Genomic DNA, 21,800 nt, shown 5'->3' on the forward strand with positions numbered 1-21,800 from the left:
CAGGCCGCACTCAATCTCAACGAATCCCACCGTACGCCAGCGTCACCTCTTTTGCCGCCTTAATCACCAGCGCGCCCAACTCGGTCACGCGGTCGTCGGTCATACGTGAGATGGGGCCAGAGATTGAGATCGCGGCGAACGGCTCGCGATGCTCGTCAAAAATGCAGGACGCCAGGCAGCGCAGGCCCAGGGCATGTTCTTCATCATCAAACGAATAGCCGCGCTTGCGGGTTAACGCCAGATCTTCTTTCAGATGCACCGGCGACACCAGCGTGGCGTGGGTGTAGGCGTGCAGACCTTTACGATGCAGCAGCCCCGTCACCTGCTCCTCGCTCAGCTGCGACAGAAACGCTTTCCCTGCACCGGAGGCGTGCATCGGCAGTTTGCCGCCAATCGGTGCGGACATACGCATCAGTTGCGTACACTGCACCTGGTCGATGATAATCGCCTGATGGTCGCTCTGGTCCAGCACCGCCAGGTTCACCGTCTCGCCGGACTCCTCCATCAGCTTGCGCAGAATCGGATGCACAATCGCCAGCAGGTTACGGCTCTGCAGGAAGCTGCTGCCCACGATAAACGCGTGTGCGCCCACCGCCCAGTGCCCCAGCTCGCCTACCTGGCGGACAAAGCCCAACTGCTGCATGGTGGTCAGCAGGCGGTGCGTGGTGGAGTTCGGCAGGCCAGCCTGCTGGGCCAGCTCCGTCAGGGCTACGCTGCCGTGCGACTCGGCAATCCATTCCAGCAGCTTCAAACCGCGCGTGAGCGACTGAACCTGTCCGCCAGGTTGTGCGGCAGTGGTGGCGGCAGGTTTTCTGCCGCGTTTAGCGGGAACGGTCGCGACCATGACGATCTCCTTTTTCTGTATCGTGGAAATCATTTTCGTTTTATTTGGTGGATTTGCAACCGCTTTCCTGACTGATCGGAGGAGTGATGGTGAACATGTCTCATGTTACCGCAGTGTGACTTTTCCACCCTGCGAGATTGTGCCAGTATGGAACGCAGCCTTTTGGCCTTGTTGAGCGTTGTCGGGAGCAAGTGTGAGCAGCAAAGTAGAGCAACTGCGTGCGCAGTTAAATGAACGAATTCTGGTGCTGGACGGCGGCATGGGCACCATGATCCAGGGCTATCGTCTGAGCGAAGACGATTTCCGCGGCGAGCGCTTTGCCGACTGGCCCTGCGACCTCAAAGGGAACAACGACCTGCTGGTGCTCAGTAAGCCGTCCGTGATTAAGGATATCCACAACGCCTACTTCGAAGCGGGTGCGGATATCGTTGAAACCAACACCTTCAACTCGACAACCATCGCCATGGCGGATTACCAGATGGAATCCCTGTCGGCGGAGATCAACTTTGAAGCGGCGAAGCTGGCGCGCGCCTGCGCCGACGAGTGGACGGCCCGCACGCCGGATAAGCCGCGCTACGTTGCCGGGGTGCTTGGCCCGACGAACCGCACCGCGTCGATTTCACCGGACGTGAACGACCCGGCGTTTCGCAACATCACCTTTGACCAGCTGGTTGTCGCCTACCGTGAATCGACCAAAGCGCTGGTGGAAGGTGGTTCCGACCTGATCCTGATTGAAACCGTATTCGACACCCTCAACGCCAAGGCCGCGATTTACGCGGTGAAAGAGGAGTTCGAGGCGCTGGGCGTTGACCTGCCGATCATGATTTCCGGCACCATCACCGACGCCTCCGGCCGCACCCTGTCCGGCCAGACAACCGAAGCGTTTTATAACTCCCTGCGTCACGCTGAAGCGCTCTCCTTCGGCCTGAACTGCGCGCTGGGGCCGGACGAATTGCGCCAGTACGTGCAGGAGCTTTCGCGCATCGCGGAATGCTACGTCACCGCGCACCCGAACGCTGGTCTGCCGAACGCGTTCGGTGAATACGATCTGGATGCCGACACTATGGCGGCGCAAATCCGCGAGTGGGCCGAGTCTGGCTTCCTGAATATCGTCGGCGGCTGCTGCGGCACCACGCCGGAGCACATCGCCGCCATGAGCCATGCGGTAGCGGGTCTTCCGCCACGCAAGCTGCCCGAGCTTCCCGTTGCCTGTCGTCTGTCCGGCCTGGAGCCGTTGACCATCGGCGACGACAGCCTGTTTGTGAACGTGGGTGAACGTACTAACGTCACCGGGTCTGCAAAGTTCAAGCGTCTGATCAAAGAAGAGAAGTACAGCGAGGCGCTGGACGTTGCCCGCCAGCAGGTGGAAAGCGGCGCACAGATTATCGATATCAACATGGACGAGGGGATGCTCGACGCCGAAGCGGCGATGGTGCGTTTCCTCAACCTGATCGCCGGTGAGCCGGACATCGCCCGCGTGCCGATCATGATCGACTCCTCCAAGTGGGAAGTCATCGAAAAAGGGCTGAAGTGCATTCAGGGTAAAGGCATCGTCAACTCTATCTCGATGAAAGAAGGCGTTGATATCTTTATCCACCACGCGAAGATGGTCCGCCGCTACGGTGCCGCCGTGGTAGTGATGGCCTTCGACGAAGTGGGCCAGGCGGATACCCGCGAGCGCAAAATCGAGATTTGCCGCCGCGCTTACAAGATTTTGACCGAAGAGGTGGGCTTCCCGCCGGAAGACATCATCTTTGACCCGAACATCTTCGCCGTCGCGACCGGGATTGAAGAGCACAATAACTACGCCCAGGACTTTATCGGGGCGTGTGAAGATATTAAACGCGAGCTGCCGCATGCGCTGATCTCCGGCGGTGTGTCGAACGTGTCGTTCTCGTTCCGCGGCAACGATCCGGTGCGAGAAGCGATCCACGCCGTGTTCCTCTATTACGCCATCCGCAACGGGATGGACATGGGGATCGTCAACGCCGGACAGCTGGCGATTTATGACGACCTCCCTGCCGAGCTGCGCGACGCCGTCGAGGACGTGATCCTTAACCGCCGCGACGACGCGACCGAGCGGTTGCTGGATTTGGCCGAAAAATACCGTGGCAGCAAGTCGGATGACGCAGCCAACGTTCAGCAGGCCGAATGGCGCTCCTGGGACGTGAAAAAGCGTCTGGAATACTCGCTGGTGAAAGGGATTACCGAGTTCATTGAGCAGGATACCGAGGAAGCGCGTCAGCAGGCAGCCCGTCCGATTGAAGTGATTGAAGGCCCGCTGATGGACGGCATGAACGTGGTCGGCGATCTCTTCGGCGAGGGCAAAATGTTCCTGCCGCAGGTGGTGAAATCCGCCCGCGTCATGAAGCAGGCCGTCGCCTATCTGGAACCGTTTATCGAAGCCAGCAAAGAGAAAGGCTCCAGCAACGGTAAAATGGTTATCGCCACCGTGAAGGGTGACGTGCACGACATTGGCAAAAATATCGTCGGCGTGGTGCTGCAGTGTAATAACTACGAAATTATCGACCTCGGCGTGATGGTCCCGGCGGATAAAATTCTCAAGACCGCGCGCGAAGTGAACGCCGACCTGATTGGTCTCTCCGGGCTGATCACCCCGTCGCTGGACGAGATGGTCAACGTGGCTAAGGAGATGGAGCGTCAGGGCTTCACCATTCCGTTATTGATTGGCGGGGCGACCACCTCGAAAGCGCACACGGCGGTGAAAATCGAGCAGAACTACAGCGGCCCGACGGTCTACGTGCAGAACGCCTCGCGCACGGTGGGCGTGGTCTCCGCGCTGCTCTCCGACGCCCAGCGCGACGACTTTGTGGCGCGCACCCGCAAAGAGTACGAAACCGTCCGCATCCAGCACGGACGTAAGAAACCGCGCACCCCGCCTGTTTCACTTCAGGCGGCGCGCGATAACGATCTGGCCTTTGACTGGTCCAGCTATACGCCACCGGTCGCGCACCGTCTGGGTGTGCAGGACGTGACGGCCAGCATCGAAACGCTGCGTAACTACATCGACTGGACGCCGTTCTTTATGACCTGGTCGTTGGCGGGCAAATATCCGCGCATCCTGGAAGATGAGGTGGTAGGCGAGGAGGCGAAGCGCCTGTTTAAAGATGCCAACGACATGCTCGACACGCTGAGCGCAGAGAAAACCCTCAACCCGCGCGGCGTGGTGGGCCTGTTCCCGGCGAACCGCGTGGGCGATGACGTGGAAATCTACCGCGATGAAACCCGCACCCACGTGCTGGCGGTCAGCCGCCATCTGCGCCAGCAAACCGAAAAAGTGGGCTTTGCCAACTACTGCCTGGCGGATTTCGTCGCGCCGAAGCTGAGCGGGAAAGCCGACTATATCGGTGCGTTTGCGGTAACCGGCGGGCTGGAAGAAGACGCCCTGGCGAACGCGTTTGAAGCGCAGCACGATGATTACAATAAAATCATGGTGAAAGCGATTGCCGATCGCCTGGCGGAAGCGTTCGCCGAGTACCTCCACGAGCGCGTGCGCAAGGTGCACTGGGGCTATGCGGCGAATGAGAACCTCAGCAACGAGGAGCTGATCCGTGAAAACTACCAGGGCATTCGCCCTGCGCCGGGCTATCCGGCCTGCCCGGAGCACACCGAAAAAGGCACCATCTGGAAACTGCTGGACGTAGAAGCCCATACCGGCATGAAGCTTACCGAATCGTTCGCCATGTGGCCGGGCGCGTCCGTGTCCGGCTGGTACTTTAGCCATCCGGACAGCAAGTACTTCGCCGTGGCGCAACTGCAGCGGGATCAGATCGAAGATTACGCCCTGCGCAAAGGCATGAGCGTGTCAGACGTCGAGCGCTGGCTGGCGCCGAATCTGGGCTACGACGCGGACTAACGTCACTTTTCCTTACAACAAACAGGGCACCTCAACGGTGCCCTGTCTCTTTCTTACGTTTAAACCCTTATACTTAATCATAAAATCTATAACGATAAGGAGAACCCACTTCCGTGCTGACGTTGTTACATTTGCTTTCGGCAGTCGCACTGCTCGTATGGGGCACCCATATTGTCCGCACCGGCGTGATGCGCGTGTTTGGCGCGCGCTTACGTACCGTTCTCAGCGGCAGCGTTGAGAAGAAGCCGCTCGCCTTCTGCGCGGGTATCGGCGTGACGGCGCTGGTGCAAAGCAGCAATGCCACCACTATGCTCGTCACCTCGTTCGTGGCGCAGGATCTGGTCGCGCTCGCCCCGGCGCTGGTGATCGTGCTGGGCGCTGACGTCGGCACCGCGCTGATGGCGCGTATCCTGACCTTTGACCTCTCGTGGCTCTCGCCGCTGCTGATTTTTATTGGCGTCATTTTCTTCCTTGGCCGCAAGCAGACGCGTGCCGGGCAGCTCGGACGCGTCGGCATTGGCCTCGGCCTCATCCTGCTGGCGCTGGAGCTGATCGTGCAGGCGGTGACGCCTATCACCCAGGCGAACGGCGTGCAGGTGATCTTCGCCTCGCTGACAGGTGACATCATGCTGGATGCGCTGATCGGGGCAGTGTTTGCCATCATCAGCTACTCCAGCCTGGCAGCCGTGCTGCTGACGGCCACGCTCACCGCAGCAGGCGCGATCTCCTTCCCGGTTGCGCTGTGTCTGGTGATAGGCGCTAACCTCGGCTCTGGCCTGCTGGCAATGCTCAACAACAGCGCCGCCAATGCCGCTGCACGTCGCGTGGCGCTCGGGAGCCTGCTGTTTAAGCTGGTGGGCAGCCTGATTATTCTGCCGTTTGTACATCCGCTGGCGAACCTGATGGACAACCTCCCCCTGCCGAAAGCGGAGCTGGTGATCTACTTCCACGTGTTCTATAACCTGGTGCGCTGTCTGGCGATGGTGCCGTTTGCCACGCCGATGGCCCGCTTCTGCGAGCGGCTTATCAGCGACGAACCGGAGCTGGACGCGCGCCTTAAGCCGAAGCATCTGGATACTTCCGTGCTGGATACCCCCGCGCTGGCTATCGCTAACGCCGCCCGCGAAACGCTGCGCATGGGCGATGCAATGGAAACCATGCTTGAAGGGCTGCAGAAGGTGATGCACGGCGAGCCGCGCGAGGAAAAAGAGCTGCGCAGGCTGGCGGACGACATCAACGTGCTGTATACCGCCATCAAGCTCTATCTGGCGCGTATCCCGCAGGACGAGCTGGCGGAGGAGGAATCCCGCCGGTGGGCGGAAATCATCGAGATGTCGCTCAACCTCGAGCAGGCCTCGGATATCGTCGAGCGTATGGGCAGCGAAATCGCCGATAAATCGCTGGCCGCGCGTCGGGCGTTCTCCGTTGAAGGGCTGAAGGAGCTGGAAGCGCTCCACGAACAACTGGTGAGCAACCTCAAGCTGGCGATGTCGGTCTTCTTCTCCAGCGACGTACCGAGCGCTCGCCGCCTGCGCCGCAACAAGCATCGTTTCCGCATCCTCAACCGCCGCTATTCGCACGCCCACGTTGAGCGTCTGCACCAGCAGAACGTGCAGAGCATCGAAACCAGTTCGCTGCATCTGGGGCTGCTCGGGGATATGAAGCGTCTCAACTCGTTGTTCTGCGCGGTGGCGTACAGCGTGATGGAGCAGCCGGATGAAGACGACGAGCGGGGTGAGTATTAATCTCCGGCATGTTTGATTGTTAGCCCAAGACCCAATGCTTTCATGACCGCCAGAGTGGTTTTAAGCGTTGGGTTTCCTTTCTCACTGAACGATCGATACAGTTGTTCTCGTGATAGACCCGTTTGCTGTGAAATGGTCGACATTCCTTTCGCGCGCGCGATGACGCCCAGCGCTTTAGCAATATACGCTGAGTCGCCAGTTTCTAATGCATCAGCCATAAATACGGCGATTTCCTCGTCATCCACCAGCGCGTTTGCTGGATCGTAGGATGTTAATTTATGCATGCTCATTCACTCCTGCCATTGGGATACATTGCTCAGCATTTTTGCCACAAGTATGTCTCTGGCCTGGCTGCTTTTGTCACCACCACATAACAGCACGATGATGCAATTGCCCTGGTCTTTAAAATAAATTCTGTAGCCTGGACCATAGTGGATCCTCAGCTCACTTATACCTTCCCCAACGGGTTTAATGTCGCCCGCTAAACCATTTGCCAACCGAAAGAGGCGGGAAGCGATAATGGTCTTCGCTCGCCGATCTTTTAAGTTTTGCTCCCAGCGTTGGAAGGATTCTGTCTGAACAATCTCCTTCATATTACTCCCTGTAATTTATAAACTACAAATTAATTGTTTCTGGAGAGTAAAACTAAAAGGAGTTAGCACAAGGATAAATGGCCTGACGCTAAATCCTGAAAGCGTCTCGCAAACTAAAAAACCCGCTTCAGTTACCTTCAGCTAATCTTTTTTTTCGGCCCAAACCTAAGGTATATTTCGCCCTTCACAGGAGAAACTATGCTGCCAACTCAATCAACCCGATTAAACAAATACATTAGCGAGAGCGGGATCTGCTCACGTCGCGAGGCTGACCGTTACATTGAACAAGGTAACGTGTTTCTTAACGGCAAACGCGCCACCATCGGCGATCAGGTGGTCCCTGGCGATGTGGTTAAAGTGAATGGTCAGCTCATCGAACCGCGTGATGCAGAAGACCTGGTGTTTATCGCGTTGAACAAACCGGTTGGGATTGTCAGCACCACGGAAGACGGCGAGCGGGACAACATCGTTGATTTCGTGAACCACAGCAGCCGCATCTTCCCGATTGGCCGTCTGGATAAAGACTCTCAGGGGCTGATTTTCCTCACCAATCACGGCGATCTGGTCAACAAAATCCTGCGTGCCGGTAACGACCACGAGAAAGAGTACATTGTGACGGTAAATAAGCCGGTCACGGACGAATTTATTCGCGGCATGGGCGCCGGTGTGCCGATCCTCGGCACCGTCACGAAGAAGTGTAAGGTCAAGAAAGAAGCCCCGTTCGCGTTCCGCATTACGCTGGTGCAGGGCCTGAACCGACAGATCCGCCGCATGTGCGAGTACTTCGGCTATGAAGTGACGAAGCTGGAACGCACGCGCATCATGAACGTCAGCCTGTCCGGTATTCCGCTGGGCGAGTGGCGTGACTTAACAGATGACGAGCTGATTGAGCTGTTCAAGCTTATCGAGAACTCCTCGTCCGAGGCGAAGCCGAAAGCTAAAGCAAAACCGAAAACGCAGGCGATTAAGCGTCCGGTGGTGAAGGCGCCGCAGGCGGAAGAGAAAGGGCGAGGCAAGCCGGGTAACGGAAAACGCTTTACCCAGCCGGGGCGTAAAAAGAAAGGGCGCTAACTAGCGCCTTCCACGGGTAGAGGTATTGGCCGACCAGGAAAAGGTCGCCTCTGCATCCGGCTTATAAGCCTGCTCTTTTTTCAGCTTGCGGGCTTTTTTGGCCGCAGCCTCACGCTGCGCCATCAGCTTATCGATGTACTCTTTTTTCACCTGATTGGTTTCGGCGTTCGTCAGCGTGCGGCCATGCGCGATGCGGGCGCGGTCGAGAAGCGTTTTAAGTTCACGCTGCTCCGCTTCCGTCATGTCTTTCTGGGTCAAACGTGGTGTAGCCATTGCTGAAGCCTCCTGATAGAGAGGCTTCAGTGTAAAGCAAGCAGCGTAAATTAACCCTGCTTCACCGCATCTTTTTTCGTTTGCTCATCAATCGGTTTGCCGGACCAGTAGCCCGCCAGCAGCGAGCCGGAGAGATTATGCCAGACGGAGAACAGCGCGCCCGGCAGGGCCGCCAGCGGCGAGAAGTAAATTTTACCCAGCGCCGCCGCCAGGCCGGAGTTCTGCATGCCTACCTCGATAGCCAGCGTGCGGCAGGTGGACTCGTCAAAGCCAAACAGCTTCCCGCCCCAGTAGCCGCCCAGCAGGCCAATCGTGTTATGCAGCACCACGGCGACGATCACCACAATGCCTACGGAAGCAATGTGCGATGCGGAACCCGCCACCACGGCGCTAATGATCGCCAGAATGCAGACCATCGAAAACGCGGGCAGGTACGGCTCAACGGCCTTCACCACGCGCGGGAAAAGATGGTGAATGACCAGCCCCAGCGCAATCGGGATTACTACTATCTGCAGAATGCTGAGCAGCATGCCCATCACGTCCACCTGAATATGCGCATCCACGTACAGGCGGGTTAACAGCGGCGTGGCAATCACGCCCACCAGCGTGGAAACGGAAGAGATGGTAACGGAGAGCGCCACATCACCTTTCGCAAGATAGATCATCACGTTAGATGCCGTACCGCTGGCGACGCTGCCCACCAGCACCATCCCGGCGGAGAGATCGGGCGGCATCTTAAAGGCCATCGCCAGCAGCCAGGCCGCGAGCGGCATCACCAGGTAGTGCAGGAAGATCCCTGCGGCCACCGGCGCCGGGCGCGACAGCACGCGTTTAAAATCGTCGATTTTCAGGTGCACGCCCATGCCGAACATAATCAGCATCAGCAGCGTGGTGACCCACGGGCCAATGCCGGTGAACGTGGTGGGCGTGTAATAAGCGAGTACCGAGAGCAGCAGCGCCCATAGCGGGAACAGCCGGGTGATAGCGGATAACATAGTGAATTCCTTGCAGTATTGTCGTGTTGTTTAGTTATAAAAAAGCCGGGTCTGTGCCCGGCTTATAGGTATTGTTTATCGTGCTAACGAATTTTATTCAAACAAATTCTGATGAAGTTTCTGCACCACCTGCTCAGCCTGATCGGCAGGCACGAGGAAGCAGAGGTTGTAGCTTGAAGCACCGTAGCAGATCATACGGATGTTGAACGGGTCGAGCACGCCGAACACCTCTTTGCCCACGCCGCAGGCGCGCGATAGCTTGTTACCGATGATGGCCACCAGCGCCAGGTCTTCTTCCACCTCCACGCGGCACAGTTCAGACAGCTCAATCAGCAGCGACTGCGTCAGCAGGGTGTCGCCGGTCGAGGTGGAGCCAGTGGTGTCCAGCGTCAGCGCAATGCTCACTTCGGAGGTGGTAATCAAATCTACAGAGATGTTATGGCGCGCCAGAATGCCAAACACTTCCGCCAGGAAACCGCGGGAGTGGAGCATATTATGGCTGTGCAGCGTCACCAGCGTCTGGCGACGGCGCAGGGCCAGCGCGCGGAACAGCGGCGGGTTCTCGGTTTTCTTGCAGACCAGCGTCCCGCCCGCTTTTGGATCTTTACTGGAGCCAACGAAGACCGGAATGTCGCTGCGCACGGCGGGCAGCAGCGTTGCCGGATGCAGCACTTTCGCGCCGAAGGTGGCCATTTCCGCCGCTTCTTCAAAGGCGATCACATCAATACGTTTCGCCGCGGAAACGACGCGCGGATCGGTGGTGTAAATACCCGGCACGTCAGTCCAGATATCCACGCGCGTTGCATGCAGGGCCTCGCCCAGCAGCGCGGCGGTGTAGTCGCTGCCGCCACGGCCAAGCGTTGTCGTGCGTCCTTTCGCTTCGCTGCCGATAAAGCCCTGGGTGATCACCATGCCTTCTGCCAGGCGCGGAGCCAGCTGCTGGTTTGTGAGCTCGGCCAACATCTCAACGTCCGGTTCGGCGCGGCCAAAACGATCGCTGGTACGCATCACTTTACGCACGTCAAACCACTGCGCCTGAACGTTACGCTCGCGCATGATTTCAACGAACAGCAGGGTAGACATCAATTCACCGTGGCTGACCAGTTCATCGGTCAGGGCGGTAGAGGTGGCCAGAGACGCCGCTTCTGCCAGGGTGGTGATATTTTCCAGCAGGCGTTCCACTTCTTCGCGGATCACGTTTGGATTCTGCAGACGTTCAAGGATGTCGAACTGAATTTTGCGCAGTGCATCCAGCTTTACGAAACGTTCTGTCGCTTCCAGTCCTTCAGACAGAGAAACCAGCAGGTTCGTCACGCCGGCAGATGCAGAGAGCACCACCAGGCGGGTATTCGGATCGGCCAGCACCACATCGGCGCTGCGGTTCATGGCATCGTAATCGGCCACACTGGTGCCGCCAAACTTGGCGACCACAAAACTCGTCATAACAACCTCGTGTCAGGGAATGAATAAGCGACCTTGGCACAAGAGTGAAACGAAAACAGGTGCAGGCGCAAAATACGGCCCTATAAATAAAATGTGGGGGAGGTCCTGTCAATGCTGGGATTATGCGGATTTTTTATGGGGGGGTACCCCTGAGAAACAGGACTTATAACAGGGCCATATTTTATGCTCCATTTTACCCTGTTTTGACCAACATTTCGCCGCCCCGGGAGGGCTCTTCAGCAGCTATACTTTTCGGGTCTTTTCACCTGTGTTTGATACAGGCCAGGGCAATGGCATAAAAACCATCACAATTTTTATTTGCAGGCGCTACAATCGACCGCAGTCACAATTCTCAAATCAGAAGAGTATTGCTAATGAAAAACATCAACCCAACGCAGACCGCTGCCTGGCAGGCACTACAGAAACATTTTGATGAAATGAAGGACGTCACCATCGCGGATCTGTTCGCGAAAGATGCCGATCGTTTCACTAAGTTCTCCGCGACCTTCGATGACCTGATGCTGGTGGATTTCTCCAAGAACCGCATTACCGAAGAGACGCTGGCAAAACTGCAGGATCTGGCAAAAGAGACTGAGCTTGCCGACGCCATCAAATCCATGTTCTCCGGCGAAAAGATCAACCGCACCGAAGACCGTGCCGTGCTGCACGTGGCCCTGCGTAACCGTAGCAATACGCCAATCATCGTTGACGGCAAAGATGTGATGCCGGAAGTAAACGCGGTGCTGGAAAAGATGAAAACCTTCTCCGAAGCGATCATCTCAGGTCAGTGGAAAGGCTACACCGGCAAAGCAATTACGGATGTTGTTAACATCGGTATCGGCGGCTCTGACCTCGGTCCGTTCATGGTGACCGAAGCGCTGCGTCCGTACAAAAACCATCTCAACATGCACTTTGTCTCTAACGTCGATGGTACCCACATCGCCGAAGTGCTGAAGAACGTAAATCCGGAAACCACCCTGTTCCTGGTGGCGTCCAAAACCTTCACCACTCAGGAAACCATGACCAACGCCCACAGCGCGCGCGATTGGTTCCTGAAAACCGCGGGCGACAACAAGCACGTGGCGAAACACTTCGCGGCGCTGTCCACCAACGGTAAAGCCGTCAGCGAGTTCGGTATCGACACCGCGAATATGTTCGAGTTCTGGGACTGGGTTGGTGGCCGCTACTCTCTGTGGTCTGCAATCGGCCTGTCCATCATCCTGTCCGTGGGCTTCGACAACTTCGTTGAGCTGCTCTCCGGCGCGCACGCAATGGACAAACACTTCTCCACCACTGCACCAGAGAAAAACCTGCCGGTACTGCTGGCGCTGATTGGGATCTGGTACAACAACTTCTTCGGCGCTGAAACCGAAGCAATTCTGCCGTACGACCAGTACATGCACCGCTTTGCGGCCTACTTCCAGCAGGGGAACATGGAATCCAACGGTAAGTACGTTGACCGTAACGGCAACGCGGTGGATTACCAGACTGGACCAATCATCTGGGGCGAGCCGGGCACCAACGGTCAGCACGCGTTCTACCAGCTGATTCACCAGGGCACCAAAATGGTACCGTGCGATTTCATCGCGCCGGCGATTACACACAACCCGCTGTCCGACCACCATCCGAAGCTGCTGTCTAACTTCTTCGCACAGACAGAAGCGTTGGCGTTCGGTAAATCCCGCGAGGTGGTAGAGCAGGAATACCGTGACCAGGGTAAAGATCCGGCCACGCTGGAGCACGTTGTGCCGTTCAAAGTGTTCGAAGGCAACCGTCCAACCAACTCCATCCTGCTGCGTGAAATCACGCCATTCAGCCTGGGCGCGCTGATTGCGCTGTACGAGCACAAGATCTTCACTCAGGGCGCTATTCTGAACATCTTCACCTTTGACCAGTGGGGCGTTGAGCTGGGCAAACAGCTGGCAAACCGTATTCTGCCAGAGCTGGGTGACGATAAAGCGATCGACAGCCACGACAGCTCCACCAATGGTTTGATTAACCGTTATAAAGCATGGCGTGCGTAATTAATATGTCATGAAAAATGCCGGCGATATGCCGGCATTTTTTTTATCGGATAATTCCTGATGTCTGTTAGTTAACTCAAATTCTGACTCTGAGTTTAATCTGAAAAAGGCGCTTAACCTGCTAATTGCTGCGGTTTATTTTAAGAAAATACGCAGAAGCAAGATAATAAAGTTATATTATAACTTATTGATTTTAATTGTTAATTTATTTTAATGTTTTGTTTTTCTTTTCTGTTTTATCCATTAGTCCGAAAACCACTCCCCTATTTCCCCCTACGGTAAACCCACTGCTGTAGTTGTGTATACTCGATTCCGCCTGAATTTCTTTTCGGGCAAATCTCCATTCATTCATTGAAGGGAAATTGTTATGAAGAAAGTACTGTATGGCATTTTTGCCATATCTGCACTTGCGGCGACCTCTGTCTATGCAGCTCCGGTCCAGGTCGGGGAAGCAGCAGGGTCGGCAGCGACGTCTGCGTCTGCGGGAAGTTCTACCGCAGCCAGCACCAGCACCGTAAGTTCAGCCGTGGGTGTCGCGCTGGCGGCAACCGGTGGCGGTGATGGCTCCAATACCGGAACCACGACCACTACGACAACCAGCACCCAGTAATACCGGGTGTTTTAATCATAACCACACTTCGGTGTGGTTATTTCGCCCCTTCGGAGAAGAGTCGTGAAGCGACCTGCAATCATTCTGATTTGCCTGCTGTTGCAGGCGTGCTCAGCCACCACCAAAGGGCTGGGGCATTCACTGTGGGACAGCCTGTTCGGCACACCGGGCGTGCATCTGACCGATGACGAACTTCAGAACATGCCGTACGCCAGCCAGTACATGCAGCTTAATGATGGCCCGCAACTGTTTGTGGTGCTCGCTTTCGATGAAAACGGGCAGCAGAAATGGGTGACGCAGGATCAGGCCACCATCGTGACGCAGCATGGTCGTATTGTGAAAACGCTGCTCGGCGGCGATAACCTGCTCGAGGTGAATAATCTCGCCGAAGACCCGCTCATCAAGCCAAATCAGATCGTCGACGGTGCAGGCTGGACGCGCACCATGGGCTGGACCGAGCACAAGCAGGTGCGCTACGCCACGGCCCGCTCCACTTTCCGCTGGGACGGTACGGATAGCGTGAAGGTGGGCAGCGACGAAACGCAGGTTCGCGTGCTGGATGAGAAGGTGACAACCGACCAGGCCACCTGGCATAACCGCTTCTGGATTGACGAGGAAGGGCAGATCCGTCAGTCCTTACAGTATCTCGGCGCCGGTTTCTTCCCGGTGAAAACCACCCTGATCAAGGCGGCGAAATCATGAAAACGCTCATCTACGCTGCGCTTCTCGCCAGTCTTGCCGCGCCGCTGGCATGGTCAGCAGGAACGGTAAAGGTCTACACGCCGGACAGTGAAAAACCCAAAACCTTAACCAACGCCGAGCATCTGCTCGATCTCGTCGGGCAGCCGAGGCTTGCCAACAGCTGGTGGCCGGGAGCGGTGATTGGCGAGCGTCAGGCGACGGTTAAGGCGGAGCAGGAACACCTTGCCTTGCTGGCCCGACTGACGGGTCTGGCAGAGCAGGAAGACGGCGACGATGCCGCAGCCATTAACAGCGTTCGCCAGCAGCTTCAGGCGCTGAAGGTGACAGGCCGCCAGAAAGTCAATCTTGATCCAGATGAAGTGCGCGTCACGGAAAAGGGCAACCCCACGCTTCAAGGGGAGTACACCCTCTGGCTGCCGGTGAAGCCGACGACGGTGACCGTGATGGGGCTTATCAGCAGCCCGGGTAAAAAGCCCTTTACGCCCGGCCGCGACGTGGCGAGCTATCTTGACGAACAAAGCATGCTGAGCGGCGCGGATAACAGCTACGCATGGATTATTTATCCCGACGGGCATACGCAAAAAGCGCCGGTGGCGTACTGGAATAAACGCCATATCGAACCCATGCCGGGCAGCATCATTTTTGTCGGTTTTGCCGACCATTTCTGGACGAAGGCATATGACGGGCTTAACGCCGATATCCTTCACTCCCTGACACAGCGGATACCGGAAGAATGAAAAGAACCTATCTCTACAGCATGCTGGCGCTCTGCGTAAGCGCCGCCTGCCATGCAGAAACGTATCCGGCACCTGTTGGCCCGTCTCAGTCAGACTTCGGCGGCGTCGGTTTACTGCAAACGCCTACCGCGCGCATGGCGCGTGAAGGGGAAATTAGCCTGAACTACCGCGATAACGACCAGTATCGCTACTATTCCGCCTCCGTACAGCTTTTCCCGTGGCTCGAAACCACGCTGCGCTACACCGACGTGCGTACGAAACAGTACAGCAGCGTCGACGCCTTCTCCGGCGATCAGACCTACAAAGATAAAGCCTTCGACGTCAAGCTGCGCCTGTGGGAAGAGAGCTACTGGATGCCGCAGGTCTCCGTGGGTGCAAAAGATATCGGCGGGACCGGCCTGTTTGATGCGGAATACATCGTGGCCAGCAAAGCCTGGGGGCCGTTTGACTTCTCTCTGGGACTTGGCTGGGGTTATCTCGGCACCAGCGGCAACGTCAAAAACCCGTTCTGTACCTACAGCGATAAATACTGCTATCGCGATAACAGCTACAAGAAAGCGGGCTCCATCAACGGCGATCAGATGTTCCATGGTCCGGCCTCGCTGTTCGGCGGCGTGGAATACCAGACACCGTGGCAGCCGCTGCGCCTGAAGCTGGAGTACGAAGGGAACGACTACTCGCAGGACTTCGCCGGGAAGATTGAGCAGAAGAGCAAGTTTAACGTCGGCGCCATTTATCGCGTCACCGACTGGGCCGACGTTAACCTCAGCTACGAGCGCGGCAACACGGTGATGTTTGGCTTCACGCTGCGCACTAACTTTAACGACATGCGGCCGCACTACAACGATAACGCGCGGCCTGCCTACCGGCCGGAGCCGCAGGATGCGATTCTGCAGCACTCCGTGGTGGCAAACCAGCTGACGCTGTTGAAATACAACGCCGGTCTGGCCGATCCGAAAATTCAGGTGAAAGGCGATACGCTGTACGTCACCGGCGAGCAGGTGAAATATCGCGACTCGCGGGAAGGGATCGAACGCGCCAACCGGATCGTGATGAACGATCTCCCGGACGGGATCCGCACGATCCGCGTGACGGAGAACCGCCTGAATCTGCCTCAGGTTACAACCGAAACCGATGTCGCCAGCCTCAAGCGCCACCTGGAAGGCGAACCGCTCGGGCATGAAACCGAGCTGGTGCAAAAACGCGTAGAGCCGATCGTGCCGGAAACCACCGAGCAGGGCTGGTATATCGACAAATCACGCTTTGATTTCCATATCGACCCTGTGCTGAACCAGTCCGTCGGCGGGCCGGAAAACTTCTACATGTATCAACTGGGTGCGATGGCGACGGCGGATCTGTGGGTCACCGATCACCTGTTGACCACCGGTAGCCTGTTCGGCAACATCGCGAACAACTACGACAAGTTTAACTACACCAACCCGCCGAACGACTCGAAGCTGCCGCGCGTGCGTACCCGCGTGCGTGAATACGTGCAGAACGATGTCTATGTGAATAACCTGCAGGCCAACTACTTCCAGTACTTCGGCAACGGCTTCTACGGCCAGGTTTACGGGGGCTACCTGGAGACTATGTTCGGCGGCGCGGGGGCGGAGGTGCTGTATCGTCCCGTCGACAGCAACTGGGCGTTCGGGATTGATGCCAACTACGTTAAGCAGCGTGACTGGCGCAGCGCGCAGGACATGATGAAGTTCACCGACTACAGCGTCAAAACCGGCCACCTGACCGCCTACTGGACGCCATCGTTCGCGCAGGACGTACTGGTGAAAGCCAGCGTCGGCCAGTATCTGGCGGGCGATAAGGGCGGCACGCTGGATATCTCCAAACACTTCGACAGCGGGGTCGTGGTGGGCGGCTACGCCACCATCACCAACGTCTCGCCGGACGAATACGGGGAAGGGGACTTCACCAAAGGGGTCTACGTGTCGATTCCGCTGGATCTCTTCTCGTCAGGTCCGACCCGCAGCCGCGCGGCGGTGGGCTGGACGCCGCTGACGCGTGACGGGGGTCAGCAGCTTGGGCGTAAGTTCCAGCTGTATGACATGACCAGCGATAAGAACATTAACTTCCGTTAATGTTTGTCCCCTCACCCCAGAGGGGAGAGGGTGAAAACCGCACCGAGCAGTTCCCTCTCCCCACTGGGGAGAGGGTTAGGGTGAGGGGCGATCCTCTCTGTTGCGCCAAACATAAACAAAAAATATAGATCCCCGTCACATTTTTGCGTTATACAGGAATCTCGCCCTGGAGAATGAGGTGCTGTATGACATCCCTGACTCGCCCGCGCGTTGAGTTTATCTCAACCATCCTCCAGACCGTGCTGAACCTCGGTCTGCTGAGCCTTGGCCTGATCCTGGTCGTCTTTCTCGGTAAAGAGACGGTGCATCTGGCGGATGTGCTGTTCGCCCCTGAACAAACCAGCAAATATGCGCTGGTGGAAGGCCTGGTGGTCTACTTTCTCTACTTTGAATTTATCGCCCTGATTGTGAAGTACTTTCAGTCCGGCTTTCACTTCCCGCTGCGCTATTTTGTCTACATTGGCATCACTGCGATTGTGCGGCTGATCATCGTCGATCATAAGTCTCCGCTCGACGTGCTGATCTACTCGGCGGCGATCCTGCTGCTGGTGATCACCCTCTGGCTGTGCAATTCGAAGCGGCTGAAACGGGAATAAAAAAATGGCGGCCCGAAGGCCGCCGAATAACAGTCACAAGTTGGGTCAATACAATACGTCTAAAGTTGAGGGTTGCAGTGGCATAACAGATGAAACTTAACCTTTCACGCCGCCCGCCGTCAGGCCGTTGACCAGCCAGCGCTGGGCCAGCAGGAACACCACGGTAATCGGGATGGCGGAGAGTACGGCCGCCGCGGCAAAGTCGCCCCACAGGTAGTTTTGCGGGTTGAGGTATTGCTGCATGCCTACGGCCAGGGTGTAGCTGTTCACATCGCGCAGTAACAGTGAGGCAACCGGTACTTCGGTGATCGCCGCGATAAACGACAGGATAAACACCACCGCCAGAATCGGCACGGACAGCGGCAGCAGCACCAGACGGAACGCCTGCCATGGGGTAGCACCGTCCAGCGACGCCGCCTCTTCCAGCGAGCCGTCGATGGTTTCGAAATAGCCTTTGATGGTCCACACGTGCAGGGCAATACCGCCGAGATAGGCGAAGATCACGCCGCCGTGGGTATTCAGGCCGATAAACGGTACGTACTGGCCGAGACGGTCAAACAGAGCATACAACGCTACCAGAGACAGCACGGCCGGGAACATCTGGAAAATCAGCATGCCTTTCAGCAGCGTCGCTTTGCCCGGAAAACGCATGCGGGCGAAGGCATAAGCACAGGTGGTGGAGAGCGTCACGATGCCAATCGCCGTGATGGTCGCCACTTTCACCGAGTTCCACAGCCACAGCAGCACCGGGAACGGCGGCGGCGTGACGCGGCCATCCGCGTGCTCCACGCTGAAGCCCAGCGCGAGCTTCCAGTGTTCCCAGGAGATTTCATCCGGGATCAGGCTCCCGGTGGCGAAGTTGCCCGAACGCAGGGAGATGGCGATGACCATCAGCAGCGGGAACATGATCGCCGCGATGAAAATCAGCAGGCCCAGGTGCGTCGCCAGGAGGCGCAGTTTCTGAGATTTGGGTTGTACCATTGCCATGTTCAGTGCCCTCCTTAGTCAAATTTCATACGTGTGGCTTTCAGGTTCACAATCGCCAGGGCGCCAACCAGCAGGAAGATCAGGGTGGCAATCGCCGCCGCCAGGCCGAAGTCCTGACCGCCGCCGCCCTCGAAGGCGATACGGTAGGTGTAGCTCACGAGCAGGTCGGTATAGCCTGCCGGCGTCGTGGTGCCAAGGCGGTCCGGACCACCGTTGGTCAACAGCTGAATCAGCACGAAGTTGTTAAAGTTAAAGGCGAAGCTGGCAATCATCAGCGGCGTCAGCGGCTTAATGAGCAGAGGCAGCGTAATTTTAAAGAAATTCTGGAACGGACCTGCGCCATCCATCGCCGAGGCTTCATACAGATCGTCCGGGATAGCCTTCAGCAGGCCCATGCACAGGATCATCATGTACGGATAACCCAGCCAGGTGTTCACGATGATAATCATCGAACGGGCGGTGGTCGGGTCGCTGAACCAGGCCGGTTTGATACCGAACAGCGCGCTCAGCATCATGTTGATTTCACCGAAGCTCTGGTTAAACAGTCCTTTGAAAATCAGAATCGAGATAAACGACGGTACGGCGTAGGGCAGAATCAGCAGCACGCGGTAAATCGCTTTGCCTTTCAGCGACTCCCACTGCACGAGACAGGCCAGCACCATGCCCACGGCCACGGTCAGGATCACCGTCAGCACCGAGAACACCACCGTCCAGACGAAGATGGCAAAGAACGGTTTCTGGATGCCTTCGTCGGTAAACACGCGGGTAAAGTTGTCCCAGCCGATGGTGACGGTATAGCCCGGGCTGAGCTTGTCATCACCCCATTTTCCGTCGGCGGTAATGGATTGATAGAAACCAATGTCGTTATTCGGACGGTACTTCACGCCGCTCTGGTTGTTGGTCAGCGTACCGTCATCCGCCAGGGTATAAAGCGGCTGCGTGCCGGAGAACTGGCGCAGCGAGCTCATGGTCACTTTGCTTTCGTCTGGCAGCACGGCGGTGAGCTGGGTCAGCGCCTGGCGGTTCTGGGTGATGATACGCAGGTTGGCACGTTCACCTTCCGGCAGGGCCGCAGCCTCTTTTAAGGCCAGCTTCTGCTCGCCGCCAAATTTGAACGCGTCGGAAATATAGTTTTTGCCGCTCTCACCGTCGGTAAGCGCTAACTTCCACTCGTCACCCGCAGGATACAGGCCGAAGTTGAAGGTTTTACCCGCCTGATAAGAGCGATCAAGAAGCACCTGCTGGGCGCGTTCCTGCGCAAGCTGGTTGGTGCTGCTGTAGTTGGTAAACGCAATGGCGATGGTGCAGATCAGTGGGAACAGGACAAACAGCCCCATCCCGGCCACGCCCGGGTAAACATAACGCCAGGCATAGGCTTTACGGTTGGCGAAAATATACAGGCCAGCAGAGCTCAGGATCAGCGTCATGATGGCAAAAAGATATTCCCCTTGTACGTACATTAAAACAACAAGGTAACCCACCAGCAGACACAGCAGACCGATCGCTGACCACTTCAGCGCGTCGCTTTGCCACCAGTGCTTCTTTTTAATGACATCCATGGGGTTCTTCCTCTACAACGTTTGATCTTTTCTCCCTCTCCTGGGGGAGAGGGCCGGGGTGAGGGCGTGCGGATAGCGACAACCCTCACCCTAACCCTCTCCCAGTGGGAGAGGGAACTACGGCATTACTTAGTAATACGACCCTGAGCATCCTTCAGTGCGGCATCGACAGTCTGACGACCGCTTGCAGCGTTGATGACCGCAGTACGGGTGGCGTACCAGAACGCAGCCATCTGCGGGATGTTCGGCATGATTTCGCCTTTCTGGGCGTTATCCATGGTAGCCGCGATGCGTGGATCTTTCGCCAACTGATCCTGGAAGGATTTCAGCGCAACGGCACCCAGCGGTTTGTCCTTGTTCACTTCACCCAGGCCCTGATCGGTCAGCAGGTAGTTTTCCAGGAACTCTTTCGCCAGCTCTTTGTTCGGGCTGGCGGCGTTGATGCCCGCGCTCAGCACGCCCACGAACGGTTTAGACGGCTTGCCGTTGAAGGTTGGCAGCAGCGTCACGCCGTAGTTGATTTTGCTCTTGTCGATGTTGGTCCAGGCCCACGGACCGTTGATGGTCATCGCGGTTTCGCCTTTGTTGAACGCCGCTTCCGCGATGGAGTAGTCGGTATCCGCGTTCATGTGTTTGTTCTTAATCAGGTCAACCAGGAAGGTCAGGCCTTTTTTCGCGCCCGCGTTATCCACGCCCACGTCTTTCACGTCATATTTGCCGTTTTCAAACTTGAACGCGTAACCGCCGTCGGCAGCAATCAGCGGCCAGGTGAAGTACGGCTCTTGCAGGTTGAACATCAGGGCGGATTTACCCTTCGCCTTCAGCTCTTTATCCAGTTTCGGGATCTCTTCCCAGGTTTTCGGCGGATTTGGCACCAGGTCTTTGTTGTAAATCAGAGACAGGGCTTCAACTGCGATTGGGTAAGCAATCAGCTTGCCGTTATAGCGAACGGCGTCCCAGGTGAACGGGAACAGTTTGTCCTGGAAAGCTTTGTCCGGGGTGACTTCAGCCAGCAGGCCAGACTGCGCGTAACCGCCGAAACGGTCGTGCGCCCAGAAGATGATGTCCGGGCCGTCACCGGTTGCTGCAACCTGCGGGAACTTCTCTTCCAGCTTGTCCGGGTGTTCTACGGTAACTTTGATACCGGTGTCTTTTTCGAATTTTTTGCCCACTTCGGCCAGGCCGTTATAGCCCTTGTCGCCGTTAATCCAGATAACCAGCTTGCCTTCTTCAATTTTGGCGAGCGCTGGGGCGGAAATCATCATTGCTGCAAGGGCGGACAATGCGAAAACGCGTGCGCCAGTCTTGATATTCATATCTGCCATCCTTTTTGGTGATGTGCTCGTGGATACATAAGGTGGTTCAACGTGACTCAGTCTCCTTATTTGACATCCTCTTTCCATCCTCCCAACCCCTACGCCCCACCCCCTGTTTGTGTGATCTCCGTTGCATAAATTTAAGTTATGAGTGCTGGCGCACATAAAAACCCACCGAATTTTGCAGGCGGCTTCACGAATTTCGCCTCAGCCCCCCGGCTGCGGTCGCAGAGCCTGCTCTCTCATCCTCCCGCCTCCTCCCCCATAAAAAAGCCGGGGGGTGGAGGATTCACGAAAGTAATGGATACCCCATAGTGAACTTATCTTGAATGTTT

18 protein-coding genes are annotated in these 21,800 nt (G+C 56.8%); 9 read left to right on the forward strand and 9 right to left on the reverse strand.

Annotation, left to right across the window (positions count from 1 at the left end; all coding sequences use genetic code 11):
- Nucleotides 1–16 precede the first annotated feature (16 nt).
- A complete protein-coding gene (gene iclR / locus ACR42C_RS01160) occupies nt 17–844 on the reverse strand; it encodes a glyoxylate bypass operon transcriptional repressor IclR (protein ID WP_125915538.1) in 828 nt (275 codons plus the stop codon).
- 193 nt (nt 845–1,037) lie between these two features.
- Between iclR and metH the strand changes: the two genes are divergently transcribed.
- Both metH and ACR42C_RS01170 read left to right on the forward strand, forming a co-directional pair.
- Nucleotides 1,038–4,721: a methionine synthase gene (gene metH / locus ACR42C_RS01165; protein ID WP_192984278.1), complete on the forward strand. Its 3,684-nt coding sequence runs from the start codon at nt 1,038–1,040 to the stop codon at nt 4,719–4,721.
- A gap of 113 nt (nt 4,722–4,834) precedes the next feature.
- Nucleotides 4,835–6,466, forward strand: a complete 1,632-nt coding sequence (locus ACR42C_RS01170) for a Na/Pi cotransporter family protein (RefSeq protein WP_479984654.1) — start codon at nt 4,835–4,837, stop codon at nt 6,464–6,466.
- Here ACR42C_RS01170 and ACR42C_RS01175 read toward each other — a convergent pair.
- Together ACR42C_RS01175 and ACR42C_RS01180 are read right to left on the reverse strand one after the other, a co-directional pair.
- Nucleotides 6,463–6,750: an addiction module antidote protein gene (locus tag ACR42C_RS01175; RefSeq protein WP_163330884.1), complete on the reverse strand. Its 288-nt coding sequence runs from the start codon at nt 6,748–6,750 to the stop codon at nt 6,463–6,465. The two genes, ACR42C_RS01170 and ACR42C_RS01175, sit on opposite strands and share 4 nt — an antisense overlap.
- Before the next feature lie 6 nt (nt 6,751–6,756).
- Nucleotides 6,757–7,059, reverse strand: coding sequence for a type II toxin-antitoxin system RelE/ParE family toxin (locus tag ACR42C_RS01180; protein ID WP_316380637.1), 303 nt, complete (start codon nt 7,057–7,059; stop codon nt 6,757–6,759).
- A gap of 198 nt (nt 7,060–7,257) precedes the next feature.
- Here ACR42C_RS01180 and rluF point away from each other — a divergent pair, with 198 nt between their 5' ends.
- Nucleotides 7,258–8,130, forward strand: a complete 873-nt coding sequence (gene rluF / locus ACR42C_RS01185) for a 23S rRNA pseudouridine(2604) synthase RluF (RefSeq protein ID WP_047366837.1) — start codon at nt 7,258–7,260, stop codon at nt 8,128–8,130.
- Here the strand turns inward: rluF and ACR42C_RS01190 are convergent, their stop codons facing one another.
- The 3 genes from ACR42C_RS01190 to lysC form a co-directional block, all read right to left on the reverse strand.
- Nucleotides 8,131–8,403 (reverse strand): YjbD family protein, encoded by a 273-nt coding sequence (locus ACR42C_RS01190; protein WP_003860346.1) that lies wholly within the window; start codon nt 8,401–8,403, stop codon nt 8,131–8,133.
- 50 nt (nt 8,404–8,453) lie between these two features.
- Nucleotides 8,454–9,398, reverse strand: coding sequence for a ketopantoate/pantoate/pantothenate transporter PanS (gene panS, locus ACR42C_RS01195; RefSeq protein ID WP_320720740.1), 945 nt, complete (start codon nt 9,396–9,398; stop codon nt 8,454–8,456).
- A 93-nt stretch (nt 9,399–9,491) separates the two neighbouring features.
- Nucleotides 9,492–10,841: a lysine-sensitive aspartokinase 3 gene (gene lysC, locus ACR42C_RS01200; protein WP_041911575.1), complete on the reverse strand. Its 1,350-nt coding sequence runs from the start codon at nt 10,839–10,841 to the stop codon at nt 9,492–9,494.
- 374 nt (nt 10,842–11,215) lie between these two features.
- Here lysC and pgi point away from each other — a divergent pair, with 374 nt between their 5' ends.
- From pgi to psiE, 6 genes are all read left to right on the forward strand, one after another.
- Nucleotides 11,216–12,865, forward strand: coding sequence for a glucose-6-phosphate isomerase (pgi, locus tag ACR42C_RS01205; RefSeq protein ID WP_163330886.1), 1,650 nt, complete (start codon nt 11,216–11,218; stop codon nt 12,863–12,865).
- A gap of 367 nt (nt 12,866–13,232) precedes the next feature.
- Nucleotides 13,233–13,475, forward strand: a complete 243-nt coding sequence (yjbE, locus tag ACR42C_RS01210; protein WP_013095034.1) for an exopolysaccharide production protein YjbE — start codon at nt 13,233–13,235, stop codon at nt 13,473–13,475.
- 63 nt (nt 13,476–13,538) lie between these two features.
- Nucleotides 13,539–14,177, forward strand: coding sequence for a YjbF family lipoprotein (locus tag ACR42C_RS01215; RefSeq protein WP_116343976.1), 639 nt, complete (start codon nt 13,539–13,541; stop codon nt 14,175–14,177).
- Nucleotides 14,174–14,914 (forward strand): capsule biosynthesis GfcC family protein, encoded by a 741-nt coding sequence (locus ACR42C_RS01220; RefSeq protein ID WP_479984655.1) that lies wholly within the window; start codon nt 14,174–14,176, stop codon nt 14,912–14,914. Before ACR42C_RS01215 ends, ACR42C_RS01220 begins: the two co-directional genes overlap by 4 nt.
- Entirely contained in the window at nt 14,911–17,007 is a 2,097-nt protein-coding gene (locus tag ACR42C_RS01225) for a YjbH domain-containing protein (RefSeq protein ID WP_028015126.1), read from the forward strand. The genes ACR42C_RS01220 and ACR42C_RS01225 overlap by 4 nt, the downstream gene beginning before the upstream one ends.
- A gap of 185 nt (nt 17,008–17,192) precedes the next feature.
- On the forward strand, nt 17,193–17,603 hold the full coding sequence (psiE, locus tag ACR42C_RS01230) for a phosphate-starvation-inducible protein PsiE (RefSeq protein ID WP_000202963.1): 411 nt from the start codon (nt 17,193–17,195) through the stop codon (nt 17,601–17,603).
- Between the two features lie 96 nt (nt 17,604–17,699).
- Here the strand turns inward: psiE and malG are convergent, their stop codons facing one another.
- The 3 genes from malG to malE form a co-directional block, all read right to left on the reverse strand.
- Nucleotides 17,700–18,590, reverse strand: coding sequence for a maltose ABC transporter permease MalG (gene malG, locus ACR42C_RS01235; RefSeq protein ID WP_006810496.1), 891 nt, complete (start codon nt 18,588–18,590; stop codon nt 17,700–17,702).
- Nucleotides 18,591–18,604: 14 nt separating this feature from the next.
- Nucleotides 18,605–20,149: a maltose ABC transporter permease MalF gene (malF, locus tag ACR42C_RS01240; RefSeq protein WP_163330887.1), complete on the reverse strand. Its 1,545-nt coding sequence runs from the start codon at nt 20,147–20,149 to the stop codon at nt 18,605–18,607.
- Nucleotides 20,150–20,274: 125 nt separating this feature from the next.
- Nucleotides 20,275–21,465: a maltose/maltodextrin ABC transporter substrate-binding protein MalE gene (gene malE, locus ACR42C_RS01245; RefSeq protein WP_061099581.1), complete on the reverse strand. Its 1,191-nt coding sequence runs from the start codon at nt 21,463–21,465 to the stop codon at nt 20,275–20,277.
- Nucleotides 21,466–21,800: the final 335 nt, after the last annotated feature.

Source organism: Enterobacter sp. MG-EB028, from assembly GCF_056673305.1.

What these genes read in the sequence shown, in the direction of transcription:
- iclR (WP_125915538.1), bottom strand. Translation starts at nt 844, where the DNA reads ATGGTCGCGACCGTTCCCGCTAAACGCGGCAGAAAACCTGCCGCCACC.
- ACR42C_RS01175 (WP_163330884.1), bottom strand. Translation starts at nt 6,750, where the DNA reads ATGCATAAATTAACATCCTACGATCCAGCAAACGCGCTGGTGGATGAC.
- ACR42C_RS01180 (WP_316380637.1), bottom strand. Translation starts at nt 7,059, where the DNA reads ATGAAGGAGATTGTTCAGACAGAATCCTTCCAACGCTGGGAGCAAAAC.
- rluF (WP_047366837.1), top strand. Translation starts at nt 7,258, where the DNA reads ATGCTGCCAACTCAATCAACCCGATTAAACAAATACATTAGCGAGAGC.
- ACR42C_RS01190 (WP_003860346.1), bottom strand. Translation starts at nt 8,403, where the DNA reads ATGGCTACACCACGTTTGACCCAGAAAGACATGACGGAAGCGGAGCAG.
- panS (WP_320720740.1), bottom strand. Translation starts at nt 9,398, where the DNA reads ATGTTATCCGCTATCACCCGGCTGTTCCCGCTATGGGCGCTGCTGCTC.
- lysC (WP_041911575.1), bottom strand. Translation starts at nt 10,841, where the DNA reads ATGACGAGTTTTGTGGTCGCCAAGTTTGGCGGCACCAGTGTGGCCGAT.
- pgi (WP_163330886.1), top strand. Translation starts at nt 11,216, where the DNA reads ATGAAAAACATCAACCCAACGCAGACCGCTGCCTGGCAGGCACTACAG.
- yjbE (WP_013095034.1), top strand. Translation starts at nt 13,233, where the DNA reads ATGAAGAAAGTACTGTATGGCATTTTTGCCATATCTGCACTTGCGGCG.
- ACR42C_RS01220 (WP_479984655.1), top strand. Translation starts at nt 14,174, where the DNA reads ATGAAAACGCTCATCTACGCTGCGCTTCTCGCCAGTCTTGCCGCGCCG.
- ACR42C_RS01225 (WP_028015126.1), top strand. Translation starts at nt 14,911, where the DNA reads ATGAAAAGAACCTATCTCTACAGCATGCTGGCGCTCTGCGTAAGCGCC.
- psiE (WP_000202963.1), top strand. Translation starts at nt 17,193, where the DNA reads ATGACATCCCTGACTCGCCCGCGCGTTGAGTTTATCTCAACCATCCTC.
- malG (WP_006810496.1), bottom strand. Translation starts at nt 18,590, where the DNA reads ATGGCAATGGTACAACCCAAATCTCAGAAACTGCGCCTCCTGGCGACG.
- malF (WP_163330887.1), bottom strand. Translation starts at nt 20,149, where the DNA reads ATGGATGTCATTAAAAAGAAGCACTGGTGGCAAAGCGACGCGCTGAAG.
- malE (WP_061099581.1), bottom strand. Translation starts at nt 21,465, where the DNA reads ATGAATATCAAGACTGGCGCACGCGTTTTCGCATTGTCCGCCCTTGCA.